Source organism: Prosthecobacter sp., assembly GCF_049294395.1.
GTDB lineage: Bacteria > Verrucomicrobiota > Verrucomicrobiia > Verrucomicrobiales > Verrucomicrobiaceae > Prosthecobacter.
On sequence record NZ_JBAQCR010000124.1, the window covers coordinates 1 to 16,460 of the forward strand.

At 58.1% G+C, this 16,460-nt stretch carries 11 protein-coding genes; 10 read left to right on the plus strand and 1 reads right to left on the minus strand.

Translation table 11 applies throughout. The features are described from left to right. From WAW39_RS08265 to WAW39_RS08310, 10 genes are all read left to right on the plus strand, one after another. Positions 1-1,107: CmpA/NrtA family ABC transporter substrate-binding protein (locus tag WAW39_RS08265; RefSeq protein ID WP_422317667.1), on the plus strand; the 1,107-nt coding region annotated here is incomplete at its 5' end. Next, positions 1,104-2,387 carry a CmpA/NrtA family ABC transporter substrate-binding protein gene (locus WAW39_RS08270; RefSeq protein ID WP_422317669.1) on the plus strand — a complete coding sequence of 428 codons (1,284 nt, stop codon included), beginning with the start codon at positions 1,104-1,106 and terminating at the stop codon, positions 2,385-2,387. The genes WAW39_RS08265 and WAW39_RS08270, both read left to right, overlap by 4 nt. A 22-nt stretch (positions 2,388-2,409) precedes the next feature. Further along, positions 2,410-3,294: a nitrate ABC transporter permease gene (gene ntrB, locus WAW39_RS08275; protein ID WP_422317671.1), complete on the plus strand. Its 885-nt coding sequence runs from the start codon at positions 2,410-2,412 to the stop codon at positions 3,292-3,294. A gap of 20 nt (positions 3,295-3,314) precedes the next feature. After that, positions 3,315-4,235 carry an ABC transporter ATP-binding protein gene (locus tag WAW39_RS08280; protein WP_422317673.1) on the plus strand — a complete coding sequence of 307 codons (921 nt, stop codon included), beginning with the start codon at positions 3,315-3,317 and terminating at the stop codon, positions 4,233-4,235. Continuing rightward, positions 4,232-5,110 (plus strand): ABC transporter ATP-binding protein, encoded by an 879-nt coding sequence (locus WAW39_RS08285; protein WP_422317675.1) that lies wholly within the window; start codon positions 4,232-4,234, stop codon positions 5,108-5,110. Before WAW39_RS08280 ends, WAW39_RS08285 begins: the two co-directional genes overlap by 4 nt. 32 nt (positions 5,111-5,142) lie before the next feature. Next, positions 5,143-6,549, plus strand: coding sequence for an alginate export family protein (locus WAW39_RS08290; RefSeq protein WP_422317677.1), 1,407 nt, complete (start codon positions 5,143-5,145; stop codon positions 6,547-6,549). A 29-nt stretch (positions 6,550-6,578) separates the two neighbouring features. Further along, positions 6,579-8,210, plus strand: a complete 1,632-nt coding sequence (locus WAW39_RS08295; protein ID WP_422317679.1) for a diflavin oxidoreductase — start codon at positions 6,579-6,581, stop codon at positions 8,208-8,210. 22 nt (positions 8,211-8,232) lie between these two features. After that, on the plus strand, positions 8,233-9,948 hold the full coding sequence (locus tag WAW39_RS08300) for a NirA family protein (RefSeq protein ID WP_422317681.1): 1,716 nt from the start codon (positions 8,233-8,235) through the stop codon (positions 9,946-9,948). Then, positions 9,945-11,534: a DmsC/YnfH family molybdoenzyme membrane anchor subunit gene (locus tag WAW39_RS08305; protein WP_422317683.1), complete on the plus strand. Its 1,590-nt coding sequence runs from the start codon at positions 9,945-9,947 to the stop codon at positions 11,532-11,534. The genes WAW39_RS08300 and WAW39_RS08305 overlap by 4 nt, the downstream gene beginning before the upstream one ends. A 2-nt stretch (positions 11,535-11,536) precedes the next feature. After that, a complete protein-coding gene (locus WAW39_RS08310; RefSeq protein WP_422317685.1) occupies positions 11,537-13,744 on the plus strand; it encodes a molybdopterin oxidoreductase family protein in 2,208 nt (735 codons plus the stop codon). Positions 13,745-13,798: 54 nt separating this feature from the next. On the opposite strand, the gene WAW39_RS08315 is transcribed toward WAW39_RS08310, so the two are convergent. Then, entirely contained in the window at positions 13,799-16,330 is a 2,532-nt protein-coding gene (locus tag WAW39_RS08315; RefSeq protein ID WP_422317687.1) for a DEAD/DEAH box helicase, read from the minus strand. Positions 16,331-16,460 lie beyond the last annotated feature (130 nt).

The following is a 16,460-nucleotide window of genomic DNA, read 5'->3' on the forward strand; positions in this document are numbered from 1 at the left end:
ATGCAGAAGCTCTCCACAGTCCGAAAATCCACATTAGCCGGGGTCGTTCAACCAGTCCGCATCGGGTTCATTCCCTTGGTTGACTGCGCCCCATTGCTGGTGGCCAGGAAGATGGATCTGTTCCGCAAGCATGGTGTGCATGTCGAGCTGAGCTGTGAGGTTGGCTGGGCCACCATCCGGGAAAAACTGCTCTACGGTCAGCTGGATGCAGTGCACGCCATTGCTGGTCTGGCGCTGGCCATGCGTCTCGGGATCAGCGGTCCGCCATGTCGGGTGGTCGCTCCTTTCGTCTTCAATTTGCATGGCAATGCCATCACCCTCAGCCGGGATCTGTGGAACCGTGGCGTGCGTGATGCCACCAGCTTGAAAAAGCTCATCCGCAGCGCCTTCAGCCGCCGCTTCACCTTTGCCATGGTGTCCCGCTATTCCTCCCACAATTTTCTCCTGCGTAAGTGGCTGCAGGCAGGCGGCATTGATGTCGAAAAAGACGTGCGCATCGTCGCGCTGCCGCCCACGCAGATGGCTTCCAGCCTGGCGGCAGGTCTCATTGATGGTTACTGCGTCGGTGAACCTTGGAACTCTTACGCTGTGGATCAAGGCATCGGCTGGATCGCTGCCACCAGTGAACAGCTCGCCCCTGAGCACCCTGAAAAAGTCCTGCTCACCACCGAGCGATTTGTAGGTGCCCATGCTGCAGAGTTCCAGGCGATCATCAACGCCTTGAAAGAGGCCTGCGAGTTTTGTGATGCCAAGGAAAATCGCCCCGAGGTTGCACGTGTTCTTGCTGACAGCGGCTACTTCTCCGGTTCTGAGAAGATCCTGAAACGCTCGCTGGTCGGCCCGCTGGATCTCGGCTTCGACAAATCCGTGGCAGTCACAGATTTCCACATCTTCCACCGTCGTGACGCCAACCTGCCGGTGAGTGAGCGCGGACGCTGGCTGCTCGATCAGTTCATCGCACACGGTCTGCTGACCAGCAGTCAATACACAGACGCCGCCACCGCATTGCTCGAAGCGTGGACTGCCGAACTCCAATTTCCCAAAGCCAAAGCTGCCGCCCGCACCCCCGCCAAATCCAACAAACGCTCCAAACTCGCTCAAGCATGAATCCCACCACTCCACTCACCCGTCGTTCCATTCTGCGCACCGGCACCACCGCCGGTCTCGGTGCTCTTTTCTCCGGTCTGCCTCAGGGCTGGATCGGCTCCGCCTATGCCGATGATTCTCCCGAGTCACCCGACATGAAGTTTGGCATGATCGCTCTCACCGATTGTTCCAGCATCGTCGTGGCTCACGAAAAAGGACTGTTCAAAAAATACGGCATCAATTCCACCGTCAGCAAAGGCGCCAGCTGGGCGGCGATCCGTGATTCATTGAACAATGGCGACATCCAGGCCACGCACATGCTGCTCGGCATGCCGATTGCCAGCACAATGGGCCTCGGCGGCGCGCCAAAAAAGGCAATGATCGTGCCGTGGATCATCAACCGCAATGGCCAGGCCATCACGCTTGCCAACACTTTCAAGGGCAAAGTGGCAGACGATCCAAAGGCGCTGAAGCCTTTCGTGGATGAGGCCAAGGCCAAAGGTAATCCTCTCACCTTTGCGATGACGTTCCCACCGGGAACACATGCGATGTGGATGCGCTATTACCTTGCCGCAGGCGGCATCAATCCCGGCGATGCTGCAGGCGCTGGAGCAGATGTTTCCCTGATCACTGTGCCGCCGCCTCAGATGGTGGCTAACATGAAGGTCGGCAAGATGGACGGCTTCTGCGTGGGGGAACCCTGGAACGCGAAGACCATCGCCGAGGACATTGGCTACACCTCCATCGCCACGCAGGGCATGTGGAAAGATCATCCAGAAAAAGTCTGTGCTTTTACGGAGGAATACGCGGCGAAAAATCCGAAGACCGTCAAAGCGGTGCTCAAGGCGCTGCATGAGTCCAGTGTCTGGCTCGACAAGATGGAGAACCGCGAAGAGCAGGCGAACATCGTCAGCGCTGCGACCTACATCAACTGCCCGCCCGAGGCCATCCTGGGGCGTCTGCAAGGCAAGTACAACATGGGTGACGGTCGCAAATTCAAGGACCCGAACTACATGATCTTCAGTGATCGCAACTGCAACTACCCGCAGGCCAAGTACGCCAAGTGGTGGCTCACTCAGCTCCGCCGCTGGGGCTTTGTGGACGGTGCTCCTGACTACGAAGGCGTCGCCAAGCAGGTCATGCGCTCTGACATCTACGAAGAGGCCAGGAAGGAAATCGGCTACACTCATGGTGGTGCCGATGAAAAACCCGAAACGCTTTTCGACGGCGTCACCTTCGATCCGAAGACCGACCTCGAAGCCTATGCCGCATCATTCGCGGTGAAAACGCTCAAAGCTTAACCCCAGACCGCATAGCCGCATTATGCACCTGATCCAACGCTTCAAACTCGACTCCATCATCCTGCCGCTCGGCGCGATCTTGGTCTGCTGTTTTCTCTGGTATCTCATTGCCGGAAAGTCTGTCATCACTGAAAAAATCGATGACTTCGGTGACAAGATCAAAGTCACGAAACGCGCGGGCCTATCCGCCGATCTCCCGACTCCGGTCGAGACATGGACGGCAAGCAAGCTCTACATCACGGAGCCGTTTGCCAAGCGTGGAGAGTTGGATCAGGGCATCTTGCGTTTCACCTGGATGTCTCTGGTTCTCGTGGTGCAGGGCTACTTCATTGCCCTCGTTATTGGTACGCCGATTGGCTTCTGCCTCGGTCTTTCGAAGAAGTTTGCCACAGCCTTTGATCCCATCATTCAAGTGTTGCGGCCGGTCTCACCGCTGGCTTGGCTGCCACTGGGAATGATTCTCTTCAGCGGGGTGAAGTTTGTGAATGGTGAGGGGCGCACGACCTTTGGTGCCTCTGATGCTGCAGCACTTTTCACCATCGCCATCTGTGCGATGTGGCCCACGGTGATGAACACCGCCGTCGGCGTGCGTGCTGTGCCGCAGGATTACCTGAATGTTGCCAAGGTGCTCAAGCTCTCCAAATCAAAGACGCTTTGGAAGGTCCTGGTTCCTGCCACGTTGCCATACATGTTTACGGGCTTCCGCCTGAGCCTCGGCATCGCCTGGCTTGTGATCGTGGCGGTGGAAATGCTCACCGGCACACCCGGTGTGGGAGGCTTCCTCTGGCAGCAATACAACGCCAACAGTTACGCCCACATCATTCTCTGCATCCTCACCATCGGCGTCGTCGGCTACGTGCTCGATCGCCTGATGAGCGTCGTCGAATCGCGGTTCAAAACCGCTTAACCCTCAACTCTGATCCAGATATGCCGCTTATCGAAATCAAAGGTGCCTCCAAAGGCTTTGGGCTTCCGGGCAGCCGCACGGAGGTTCTCAAGAACATCAATCTCTCCGTCGAGGAAGGCGAGTTCGTCGTCATCGTTGGGTATTCGGGTTCGGGTAAATCGACCTTGATCAATCTGCTCTCCGGCCTGGTCAAACCTGACACAGGAACGGCCCTCATTGAGGGGAAGGTGATCACAGAGCCGGGGCCAGATCGTGGCCTGGTTTTCCAAAATTACTCTCTGTTGCCCTGGCTGACAGTGGAGGAGAACATTGCGCTCGCCGTCGATGAGGTCTTCAAGGACTGGACTCCTGAGCAGCGCAAAGAGCACATCGCGAAACACATCGCCATGGTGAAACTCAGCCATGCGGCACACAAGCTGCCCAAGGAGCTTTCCGGCGGCATGCGCCAGCGCGTCTCAGTGGCTCGCACGCTCGCCATGAACCCGAAGGTGCTGCTCATGGACGAGCCCCTGAGCGCACTCGATGCTCTCACACGCGCCCAGCTTCAAGATGAGATCAGCGACATCTGGATGCAGAATAAAACGACGGTCATCTGGATCACCAATGACCCCGACGAAGCCATCCTGGTGGCTGACAAGGTGATTCCCTTGCTGCCTACATCGCCCGCGACACTCGGTGAGACCATGATCGTGGACATTGAGCGGCCGCGTGATCGCAAGGCGATCAATCACGATCCCAAATTCAAAAAACTGCGCGCCGAACTCATCTGCACGCTGCTGGACGCCAAAGGCCGCAACAAAGTGAAGTCTTCAGTGCAAATCAGCCTGCCTGATATCCTGCCCGAAGACCTCACCTACACCAACTCGCTGCAGTTCCTCAATCGCACCGGGCCGAAGCGCCGCAGCGACAACAAGCGTGAAGAAGTGGAGGTGGTAGCATGAGCGCGATCCTCCCCATGCTCGAACTGGATCGTCTGTGGAAGACCTACGACACCCCGAAGGGGCCGATGACGATCGTCAAAGACTTCAATCTCAAACTGAAGGAGGGCGAATTTGCCACGCTCATCGGTCACAGTGGCTGCGGCAAGAGCACCGTGCTTATGATGGTAGCAGGCCTGAGCGATCCCAGCCAGGGAAACATGATCCTTGCCGGTCGTGAAGCCAGCGGTCCCGGTCCAGATCGTGGCATCGTGTTTCAGTCGCCCTGCCTGCTGCCATGGATGACGGCCTTTGAAAACGTCATGCTCGGTGTGGACCAGGTGTACTTCACCGCCAGCAAATTGGAGCGTCGGCAGATGGCGGAGTATTACCTCACCATCGTGGGGCTTGGCGATGCGATGCACAAGCATCCCGGTGAACTCTCCCAGGGGATGCGCCAGCGTGTGGGCATTGCGCGCGCATTTGCCCTGCAGCCCAAGATGCTGCTGCTCGACGAGCCCTTTGGCATGCTGGATTCGCTCACTCGTTATGAGTTGCAGGAGGTGCTTTTGGAACTGTGGCGCCGCAACCGCATCACCACGCTGATGGTCACGCATGATGTGGATGAGGCCATCTTCCTCTCTGACCGCGTCGTGATGATGACGGACGGACCCGAGGCGGAAGTTGGCGACATCTTACAGATCCCCTTCGAACGCCCACGCAACCGCAAACAGATCATGGAAGATCCGCGCTATTACGAGCTGCGCGAGCGCCTCATCACCTTCCTCAACGACAAATCACACATCCGCCCCAGCCGCGATCCGAAGTTTGTCCCGTCTCCAGACATGGCCGCCGAACTGGCCACCCATGCCGCCCCTTTCCCTGCAGCCGCCGCTTAGCCGAATTAACAACGCACCCCTCCCATACCCACATGAAAAGGCTACTCACGCTTTTGCTCGCGACTTCATCGCTCGCACTCGCCCAAACTCCCGCTCCGAAAACCACGGCTCCCGCCCCAGCGCCTGTCCCCGGCTTCACGCTGGCTCCTCCTCCGCCCACCTACGCTCCCATGAAAATGGGCAAGCTGACAGTCGATGTGCAGGAAAAGATGCGCTACGAAATCCGAGACAATAACTTTGACTTCAACAGCGCAGTCAACAGTCCGCAGGACGCTGCCTGGCTGCTCCAGCGTTTTCGTCTGGGGCTTGGGTATGATTTGAATCCATGGCTCAAGCTCTATGTCCAAGGGCAGGACGTGCGTGAAATCGGCGGCAGCCGGGCGCGCCAGATCGGAGTGAACGGCGCTGAAGGCGATGATGTCTTTGATGTCCTCAAGGCCTACATCCAGATCGGCAATCTCAAAAAGGGATTCAGTTCCGTCCTCGGCCGCCAGTTCCTGTCCTATGGCGATCAGCGTCTCCTGGGGCCGCTGGAATGGGCCAATCAGGCACGCACTTTTGACGCCTTTAAGTTTCGCTACACCGCGAGCAAGTGGTCTCTTGATCTCTTCACCGCCAGCCCGGTGAACTTTGCCAACAACAAGTGGAACAAGTCGGACCTCCTTGACCAGGCAGATCACCGCAATGCTTTCATGAGCGGGATCTACCTGAGCACGCTCTTTGTGCCCTTCAACACCACCACGGATTTCTATGTGTTTCACAATCGGGATGACGGCACGGCAAACTTCGGCGCACCGACTGGCTCAACGAGCTTTGTCACTCTTGGCACGCTGTGGAAAGGCGATCCGAAGAAGCTGAACGGCTTTGACTATGACACCGAGATGGACTTCCAAACCGGCAAGGTGGGCGGTCGTTCTCTCACCGCCTACGCCGGCCACTGGGGAGCAGGTTACAACTGGTTGAAACACGCATGGAAGCCACGTTTTGGCCTGCAATACAATTATGCCAGCGGCGATGGTGATCCGAACGACGGCAAGATCGGCACCTTCCAGAACCTGTATCCGACGAACCATCTGTTCTACGGCTACATGGATACCACGGCCTGGATGAATGTGCACAACCCCCAGGTGAATTTCAGCTTCATGCCGACGCCCAAGATGAAGGTGATGCTGGACTACCACCTCTACTGGAACGCCAACAATGCCGACGCGTGGTATCGCGCCAATGGTGCCACCAAAGTTCGCCCTCTCAGCACCGCCGCCAACAACGCCAGTAGCTTCCGTGGCCAGGAATTTGACATCACGATGAGCTACAAACTCAACCCTCACGTCGCGTTTCTGACCGGCTACAGCTACTTCATCGCTGGTGATTACCTGAAGCAGACCGGCGCGGCGAGCAATGCCCAGTTCGGCTACGTGCAGGTGCAGATCGATTTCTAATTTCAATTATTCTCAAGCCGCTCTGACAGATGAAAATCGTTCCTCTCATTCCCGAAAATGCACCCTTCAGTGTGGAGCAGCGTGCCTGGTTGAATGGGTTCCTTGCTGGAGTCCTCAATCGTGGCGCTGCGGCCAGTGGTGCAGCACCTGCGGAAACAAAACGACCCTTGCTCATCGCCTTCGGCAGTCAGAGCGGTAATGCGGAAAGTTTGGCCAAGCGGCTGGCCAGGGAAGCAGCGGGTCGGGGTTTTGCAGCGCGCGCTGCAGGCCTCGACTCGCTGCAACCCGCCGACCTTGTCAAAGAACAAAACGTCCTTCTCATCACCAGCACCTGGGGGGAAGGGGACATGCCCGACAATGCCGTGTCCTTCTGGGACAGCCTCAATCAAAACGGCAGCAGCCCAAAGCTGGATGGCGTGCAATACAGCATTCTGGCACTGGGGGACAAAAACTACGGCGATACCTTTTGCCTGGCTGGCAAGAAGCTCGACACACGCCTCGCCGAACTCGGCGCGAAGCGCATTGTGGACCGGGTTGATTGCGACGTGGAGTTCGACGACCTCGCGAAGAAGTGGAGTGCCAATGCTTTCACCGTTTTGAGCGGAGATTCCGCAGCGACATCTGCCGCAGTCGTTGGTGCAGCAGAGGTAGAAGAGACAGGCTATAGCAAAAAGAAGCCGTTCCCAGCCAAGCTCATCGCCAACGTGCCTTTGAATACCCGGGGCAGCAGCAAGGACACCCGACACATTGCTTTCTCGCTCACCGGCAGCGATCTGACCTACGAGGTCGGAGACGCACTGGGCGTGTTCGTACAAAACTGCCCTGAAGTGGTGGATGCGGTCATCGCTGCGCACGCCTTTGATCCGCAGGCGGTGGTGGCTCTGCCTGACGGTGGCAGCGTACCGTTACGGGAGGCGCTCATCAAGCACTACGAAGTGAGAAACCTCTACGGAAAAGGGCCTGAAGCCAGTCTGACTCTCACGGCGTTCGTGGAAAATCTGCGCAAGCTGCAGCCTCGCCTTTACTCCATCGCTTCGAGCATCAAGAAGCATGAGAATGAAGTCCATCTCTGCGTCGCAGCGGTCCGCTACAGCAGCGATGGGGTCTCTCACAAGGGGGTGGCTTCCACGTTCCTTGCGGATCGTCTGCCACTCGAGGAGACCACGGGCATCTACTTCCACGCAGCGAACCATTTTCGCCTGCCTGCGGATCTCACAAGGCCCGTCATCATGGTCGGCCCGGGCACCGGCATCGCTCCGTTCCGTGCCTTCCTCGAAGAGCGTGAAGCGACACAGGCTTCGGGGAAAAACTGGCTGTTCTTTGGCGATCAAAAGCGCGCCAGCGACTTCCTCTACCACGACCAGATCATTGAGTGGGTGCAAAAAGGACACCTCACACGGCTGGACACCGCCTTCAGCCGCGATCAGGAAGAAAAGATCTACGTGCAAACACGCATGCTGCAGGCCGCCACAGAACTCTGGCAGTGGCTGGAGGAGGGGGCGCACTTCTATGTGTGTGGTGATGCCAAACGCATGGCCAAAGATGTCGATGATGCGCTGCACAGCATCATTCAAACCGCCGGTGGCAAGACGACCGAGGAGGCCGCTGCCTACGTCAACCAAATGAAAAAGGAGAAACGCTATGCCCGCGATGTCTATTGAACCACTTCCCGCTGTGCTCCCGATGAACACCGATTTTTCCGGTGAGCAGAAGCGCTATCTCGAAGGATTTTTTGCCGGCATTGCTGCAGGCGGAGTCTCCTTTGGTGATCTGGCACCAGCACCGGCTGCTGCACCTGCCGGACCCGCGTTGGATGATCTGACCAAGGAGGAGCGCATCAAACGTGAGCTGCATCCCTTTGATGCCATCGAGCAGCTCGTCATGGATGCACGGTGGAATTCCAAACCCGAGCCTGAGTCGGTGTTTCGCTACAAGTGGAACGGACTCTTCTGGCTGAATCCCGTCAAAGACGGCTACATGTGCCGGCTGCGGATTCCCGGCGGCATCGTGAAGAGCTATCAGTTGCGGGAGCTTGCTGCCATCGCTCGTGAGCTCACCACGGGTTACATTCAGATCACCACGCGGAACAATTTTCAGATCCGCCTCATCGAGCCGAAGAACTGCCCCGAAGTGCTGCGCCGCATCCAGGGCTGCGGCCTGCACTCCAAAGGTGCTGGAGCGGACAATATTCGCAACATCACGATGAACCCATGTGCGGGTTATGATCCGCATGAACTCATCGATGTGCGCCCGCTGGTGAACGAACTCGCCACGCTCATCATTGCTTCCAAAGAATTCTACGATCTGCCACGCAAATTTAACATCGCCTATGATGGCGGTGGCCTTATCTCGGCGGTGGAGGACACCAATGACATCGGTGCCAGTGCCGTGAAGATCGGCGAGAACAGTGAAGGCATCGAGCCCGGAGTTTACTTCCGCATCGCTTTGGGTGGCGTCACAGGACATCAGACCTTTGCCAGTGACTGGGGTGTCATTGTGAAGCCGGAACAGCTCAATGATGTCATGGTCGCGCTGCTGCGAGTCTTCATTCAGTTCGGCGACCGTACGAACCGCAAGAAGGCGCGTTTCAAATATGTCATTGAAGACAAGGGCCTGGATGGTGTGCTGGCCGAAGCTGAGAAGCTGCTGAAGTTCAAACTCACCCGCCTTGCGCCGACGGCACCGTGCCAGGCTAAACGCGAGTTCTCCCAGCAGGGGCATTCACACGTTGGCATGTTTCCGCAGAAACAGGAGGGCTTGGTTTACATCGGTGCCAGCGTTCCCGTGGGGCAGATGACCGCCAAGCAGCTCGACCGCATTGCAGATCTGGCTGACAGTTATGGCTCTGGTGAGATCCGGCTCACGGTCTGGCAGAACTTCATCATTCCGAACATCAAGGCGGCCTACGCTGCCACGGTGGCAAAGTCGCTGAAGAAGCTTGGCTTTCCCAGCGAGCAGTCGAATCTCAAAAGCGGCTTTGTAGCCTGCACCGGCAACAAGTACTGCAAGTTTGCTGCCACCGATACCAAGGGGCACGCCATCTCCATGATGGAGTATCTCGACAAGCGGGTGAAGCTGGACAAGCCCGTGAACATTCACTTCACCGGCTGCGCACACTCCTGCGCCCAGCATTTCATGGGTGACATCGGGCTGCTCGGCACCAAGGTGAAATCCGAAAGCGGTGAGGGCTATCACATCACGGTGGGTGGCGGCTTCGGCGAGAACCGCAAGATAGGCCGCCAGATCTTCAGTGGCGTGGCCTTCGAATCTCTCGGTTCCACTTTGGAGGCGATGCTCAAAGGCTATCTGGACAAGCGCAGCGCAGAGGAAACTTTTCATGCTTTCTGCAATCGGCACACGGTCGGTCAACTGCAGGAGGTGTTCAGCTCTGAGTCATGATATGCGATCTGGAGCGCTCGATCTCAGCTGGCGGCTCTGCCGTCAGCATCATCGACGCGGCACTGCGTGAGCAGCAGACATTGCGCACTCCTGTCGCTCTTTTCTCCGACGAATACGATTCTAAATCAGTGCGTGATCGCTTCACGCATCTCATCCCCCTGAGCAGGCCGGATCCCGGTGAACAGTATGCATTTGAGGTCAATCTGGACGCCTGCACCGGCTGCAAAGCCTGCGTGGCAGCCTGCCATTCTCTGAATGGCCTCGATGACGGGGAGAGCTGGCGCGACATGGGTTTGCTCGTCGGCACCCGGAAGCAGCCGTATCTGCAAACTGTCACCACGGCCTGTCATCACTGTGTCGATCCCGCCTGTGCGGAAGGCTGCCCGGTGCTGGCTTATGACAAGGATGCTGTTACCGGCATTGTGCGGCATCTGGATGATCAGTGCATCGGCTGCAGCTACTGCATTTTGAAGTGCCCGTATGAGGTGCCGAAGTTCAATCTGAAGCGTGGCATCGTGCGCAAGTGTGACATGTGCCAGGGGCGTCTTGCTGAAGGGGAGGCGCCTGCCTGTGTCCAATCCTGCCCCAACGAAGCGATCAAAATCAAGGTCGTAAAAATTGAGGCGGTGGCGGATCGTGGCATCATCATCACGGGGGCCTTTGATTCGAGCTACACACGGCCTACGACGACCTATGTTTCCACACAGCCTGCGCCCACAACCGCCAGACCTGCGGATGCGGGCCGTCTGGATCTGGATCATGGGCATGGTCCGCTCGCATGGATGCTGGTTCTCACGCAGATGAGCGCCGGAGGCTTCATCGGTTGCGCCATTGCCATGTGGATGAACTGGATCACCTTGCAGCAGGCTGCCATCACCAGTGCAGCAGCCCTTGTTGTGGGCTTGGCGGGAGTGGCTTTGAGCACGCTGCATCTGGGGCAGCCATTGAAGGCCTGGCGGGCATTTCTTGGCTGGCGCAAATCATGGCTGTCACGTGAGATCATGGCCTTTGGTGCTTTGCCGGCAGGCGGGCAGGCTATCTTTGTGACCTGGTGGCTGGGAAATTTTGAATGGATGCGGCTGGCTGTCACGGGGACTGCAGTAGCAGCCATGTTCGCCGTGTGGTGTTCGGTGATGGTGTATGTGGACACTCGCAGGCCGTTTTGGTCGATGCAGAATGTCGCCACCAAATTCCTCGGCACGATGTTGCTGCTGGGAGGCGTCTTGTGTGCCGTCGTTTGGAGCTGGACCGGCATGGTCATCGCTTCGTGGGCCATGACATTCTCGCTGGTGTGTCGTTGGAGTTTGTCGCTTTGGGAGATTTCCGGTTATCGGCGGGCCTTGGTCGATGAGAACTGTGCCTGGCACAAATCAGCGCGCGTATTGCAGAAACACCTGTCGAAGCAAATCGAAGCGCGAGGGCTGCTGCTCATTGCAACTGGCTTGTTGATCCCTGTCATGATCGCCGCAGGGGCCTCGGTGGGGTGGATGTTGAGCATGTCGCTGGTGCTCACGTTCGGCAGCCAGTTGATGGAGAGGCTGTATTTCTTCACTGCCGCCGCAGGGTCAAAAATGCCGGGGAACTGAACATGATGAAACTTCCTGCCATCAAGCTGCCTGCCATGACCTTGCGAGAATGGGCCGGCCCGCTCACGGCTGACCTCGTGCGTGAACCCGCGAAGTTTGGCCTTGGGCAGGTGCCATCCCACCTGATGCCGGATGCGACGACGACAGCGGTCTGTGGCTTTTGCTCCACCGGCTGCGGACTTAAAGTCCACCTCAAGGATGGAGCAGCGGTCAATCTCACACCAGATCCCGACTATCCGGTCAACCTCGGTGCCGCGTGCCCTAAGGGCTGGGAGGCTCTAAGTGTGCTCGACGCGCCGGATCGCGCCAGGATGCCGCTGCTGCATGGGAAGGAGGTCGATTGGGACACTGCATTGCGCTACTTCTGCGACAAGATGCGCGGGGTTCTCGATGAGCATGGGCCCGAAGCTGCCGCCTATCTCAGCACCGGGCAGATCATGTTTGAGGAGATGGCCTACCTCGGCGCTCTGGCAAAGTTTGGAATGGGCATGATCCATGGAGATGGCAATACGCGCCAGTGCATGGCCACTGCTGTTACCGCCTACAAGGAGAGCTTTGGTTTTGATGCGCCTCCGTTCACGTATGCTGATTTTGAAGAAAGCGATGTGCTTGTCTTCATCGGTGCAAATCCATGCATCGCTCATCCCATCATGTGGCAGCGTGTGCTGCGGAACAAACGCCAGCCTGAGATTATCGTCGTTGATCCACGGACCACGGAGACGGCCATGGCCGCCACTCAACATTATGCCATCAAGCCCAAAAGCGATCTCACGCTCCTCTACGGTCTCGCCCATCTCATCATCCGTGACGGCGGCGTGGACACCTCCTTCGTGGAGCAGCACACCAGTGGCTTTGATGACTTTCAGCGCTTCCTCGCGGACTTCCATCCGGCGCGCGTCTCGCAGGAGACAGGCATTAGTGTGCATCGCCTCGTTCATTTTGCGCAGACCATCATCTCCGGAACACCGCGTGTCTCGTTCTGGTGGACGATGGGAGTGAATCAAGGGCATCAAGCCACCCGCACCGCACAAGCCATCATCAATCTGGCACTGATGACAGGGAACATTGGCAAACCCGGCACCGGCGCCAATTCGATCACAGGACAGTGCAATGCCATGGGCTCACGTCTCTTCTCCAACACCACGAATCTGCTTGGCGGGCATGATTTCCGCAATCCACGGCATCGCGAGAAAGTCGCCGCCGCCACCGGCATTCCGGTGGACCGTATTCCTGACAGGCCCAGCATGGCATATGATCAGATCCTCAAAGCGGCTGACGAAGGCAAGGTGAAGGCGCTGTGGTTTGTGGCCACCAATCCGAGCCATTCGTGGATTGATCAAAACGAGATCAACCGCATTCTCGACAAGCTCGACTTCGTGGTGGTGCAGGACATGTACTGCACGACTGAAACGGCGAAGCGTGCGCATCTGGTGCTGCCAGCGGCGGGCTGGGGTGAAAAGGAGGGCTGCTTTATCAACAGCGAGCGCCGCATCGGGTACAGTCCCAAAGTTCATCGTGCGCCGGGTCAGGCGCTGGCGGATTTTCACATCTTCCGTCTCATCGCCCATTACTGGGGTTGTGATGACTTGTTTCGTGCATGGAGCAGTCCGGAGGCGGTCTTTCGCGTGCTGCAGCGCTGCACGGAAGACCAGCCCTGTGACATCACGGGCATCAATGGGCATGAGATGCTGCGCAAATCCGGCGGGGTGCAGTGGCCGCTCACCCGAGCACAGAGTTCAAAGTTTGAAGTTTCAAGCTGGAAGGAGCGCCGCTTGTTTGAGGACGGACAGTTTTTCACTCCGGACAAGCGCGCGAAGTTTGTCTTTGATGCGCCGGAAGCCGCGCCGGAACAGTGCAGCAATGAGTATCCGTTGATTTTGATCACCGGGCGCGGCACCAGCGCGCAATGGCATACGGAGACGCGCACCGGCAAATCCGCAGTGCTGGCGAAAATGATTCCTGAAGAGTTGATGCTGGATCTCAATGCGCAGGATGCTGCCCGTCTCGGCGTGCGTGATGGCATGATGGTGCGCGTCGTTTCGAAGCGAGCTGAACTCACGGTCAAAGCACGGCTTACCACCACAGTCTCACCCGGCGAGGTGTTTCTGCCGATGCATGACAGCCGCGTGAACCAACTGACGCATGCCTCCTATGATCCTCATAGTCGGCAGCCGAGCTACAAGCACTCGGCGGTGAGGGTGGAAAAGTAGCCTTGTTGCCGGGCCACAAGGATTCCTGTTCCACAGGAACAGGGCAATTTTTAGCTACTCGATTTTCCGCACGGTTGTCAGCGTCAGCGAAGGCTTTCCATTCTCGCGTGCCTGCGCCAGATCGACGGTGAACTCCACCTGCCAGTCGTTCAGTTCTTCGGGATCGATCAGCACCTGGCAGATGCGCCAGGAGGTGTTGTCCTCGCTCGGTTCCACATAGGTATGGCGGCCGTTGCGGGCTTCGTTGTCGAGGCGGATGCGTTCATGCTCCGCGTAATAAGGCTCCATGAGAGCCGCCAGGGATTCGGCATTGAGTGGGCTGCTGACGGTGCTGACTGCAGCGGCATAGTTTTCCACGGAGAAGGGGCGCAGGAAGCGGAAGATCTCGGTGCGGATGAGGGCGGTGAATTCGCGTTTGTTGCGCGTGATGTCCGGGGGTTCCGCGGGTTTTTCCTCCTGCTCATCAGGCTTGAAGTTGGGATCGCGCATGCGTTCCCATTCATCCAGCAGGCTGGAGTCGGTGCCGCGCAGCACCCCGGCGATCCAGGCCTCCATTTCCTGCACGGATTCAGTCTTGAAGTTCTCGGGCACGGTCTGCGCCAGCACCTTGTGCACGCCGGAGAGATGCCGCAGCAGCACGCCTTCGGCACGGTGAAGTTCGTAGTCGTTGATGTAGTCGCTGAAGGTGCGGAAGTTCTCGAACATCTCACGGGCGATACTCTTGGGGCGGATGTTCTCCTGGCCAATCCATGGATGCGCCTCACTGAAGGCGTTGAAGGTGTTGTAGATGAAGTCGCGGCAGGGTTTCGGGTATTCCAGCTCCTCCAGCTTGGCGATGCGTTCTTCAAATGGCACGCCTTCGTTCTTCATCGCCACCATGGCCTCATCCTTCACCTGATCAAGCTGACGGCGCAGAATAATGTCCGGGTTTTCGAGAATGGATTCGCACAGCGTCATCACGTCCGCCGCGTACGTTGGGGAAGCGGGATCAATGAGCGCGAGGGTGTCGATGAGATAAAGCGAGAGCGTGTAGTTCAGCGAGAAATCTTCCTGCAGCTCCACATTGAGCCTCAGCTTGGTTCCGTCTGCTGGGCGTTGCGCGGTGGGGATGATCTCGATGATTTTGCGCTGCACCAGTGCGCGAAACAGCTCCCAGGCACGCTTCTCGTGCTGTTTCTTCGCGTTGGTTGTTTCGTGCGAGTCTGCAATGAGCTGACGCATCGCGGCACAGGCATCGCCTTTGCGGCTGAGCACCTGAAGCAGCATGCCATGCGAGACTTGAAAGCGCGACATCAGCGGCTCCGGTGCGGCGCTTTGCAGCTTTTTGAAGGTGTCTTCATTCCAGCCCACGAAGCCCTCCGGTGCTTTCTTCTTCACCATCTTGCGCATCTTCTTCACATCGCCGGCAGCCTTCGCCTCCATCTTCGCATTCTCCACCACATGCTCCGGCGCCTGGCAGACGACGTAGCCCACGTCGTCATACCCACGCCGTCCGGCACGTCCGGTGATCTGGTGGAAATCACGTGCGCTCAGTGTGGCTACCTTCTCGCCGCCATACTTGCTCAAGCGGGTGAGCAGCACGGTTCGGATCGGCACATTCACGCCGACGCCCAGGGTGTCCGTGCCGCAGATCACTTTCAGCAGGCCACGCTGTGCCAGTTTCTCCACCAGCACTCGATACTTTGGCAGCAGCCCGGCATGATGAATGCCCACGCCGTGGCTGAGATACTTCTTCACTTCCTTGCCATAGGGGCTGGTGAACTTCGCGCCCTGCATCGCTTCTTTAATCAATGCCTTTTCCGCGGCGGTGCAGAAGTTCAGGCTCATCAAATCCTGCGCTGCCTGCGCGGCTTCGTTCTGTGTGAAGTGCACCAAATACACCGGCGCTTTGTTGGCCGTCACAAGCTCCTGCAGCGTTACATCCACGGACGTCTGCGCATAGCTGAACTCCAGCGGCACCGGCCGCTCATACGCAGCCACCACGGTGGTCTCGGCCTTGGTCAGGTTGGTGATCTTCTCTTTGAAGAAATCGGAGCCACCCATCGTGGCGGACATCAGCAGAAAGCGGGAGTTGCTCATCGTCAGCAGCGGCACCTGCCAGGCCACGCCGCGCTCGCGGTCGGAGTAGTAGTGAAACTCATCCATGATGACTTCGCGAAAGGGGGCCTCAGCTCCATCCCGGAGAGCGTAGTTTGAGAGAATCTCCGCCGTGCAGCAGAGGATGGGCGCGTTACGGTTCACCGTGGCATCTCCCGTCGCCATGCCCACGTTGTCAGGGCCAAAGTCGCGGCACAGGGAAAGAAACTTCTCATTCACCAGGGCCTTGATCGGGCAGGTGTACACGGAGCGGCGGCCCTTCGCGAGGGAGCGAAAATGCAGAGCCAGCGCCACCAGCGATTTGCCCGAGCCCGTGGGGGTGTTGAGGATCACGTTGCGATCATCAAACAGCTCCAAGATGGCTTCTTCCTGCGCAGGGTAGAGCTCCAGGTTTTTCTCTGCGACGTAGTCAAGAAACCCCGCCAGCAGCTCGTCATTGGAGCAGTCGGTGGATTTCGGCAGTCGGCGTAGCAGCGGGTGGTCAGTCATCTCCTGCCCATCGCCTGCGACCATCACGCATGCAACCGCCTGACGAGATCAAAACGGGGGCGGGAAGAAACCTGGAGGCGGGCGCATGCCGGGGCCGCCGGGGGGACCTCCCGGGCCACCACGCCGACCG

Excerpts from the sequence above, each read along its gene's own strand:
- WAW39_RS08310 (WP_422317685.1), top strand. The coding sequence starts at position 11,537 with ATGATGAAACTTCCTGCCATCAAGCTGCCTGCCATGACCTTGCGAGAA.
- WAW39_RS08300 (WP_422317681.1), top strand. The coding sequence starts at position 8,233 with ATGAACACCGATTTTTCCGGTGAGCAGAAGCGCTATCTCGAAGGATTT.
- WAW39_RS08270 (WP_422317669.1), top strand. The coding sequence starts at position 1,104 with ATGAATCCCACCACTCCACTCACCCGTCGTTCCATTCTGCGCACCGGC.
- WAW39_RS08305 (WP_422317683.1), top strand. The coding sequence starts at position 9,945 with ATGATATGCGATCTGGAGCGCTCGATCTCAGCTGGCGGCTCTGCCGTC.
- WAW39_RS08285 (WP_422317675.1), top strand. The coding sequence starts at position 4,232 with ATGAGCGCGATCCTCCCCATGCTCGAACTGGATCGTCTGTGGAAGACC.
- ntrB (WP_422317671.1), top strand. The coding sequence starts at position 2,410 with ATGCACCTGATCCAACGCTTCAAACTCGACTCCATCATCCTGCCGCTC.
- WAW39_RS08290 (WP_422317677.1), top strand. The coding sequence starts at position 5,143 with ATGAAAAGGCTACTCACGCTTTTGCTCGCGACTTCATCGCTCGCACTC.
- WAW39_RS08280 (WP_422317673.1), top strand. The coding sequence starts at position 3,315 with ATGCCGCTTATCGAAATCAAAGGTGCCTCCAAAGGCTTTGGGCTTCCG.
- WAW39_RS08295 (WP_422317679.1), top strand. The coding sequence starts at position 6,579 with ATGAAAATCGTTCCTCTCATTCCCGAAAATGCACCCTTCAGTGTGGAG.
- WAW39_RS08315 (WP_422317687.1), bottom strand. The coding sequence starts at position 16,330 with ATGACTGACCACCCGCTGCTACGCCGACTGCCGAAATCCACCGACTGC.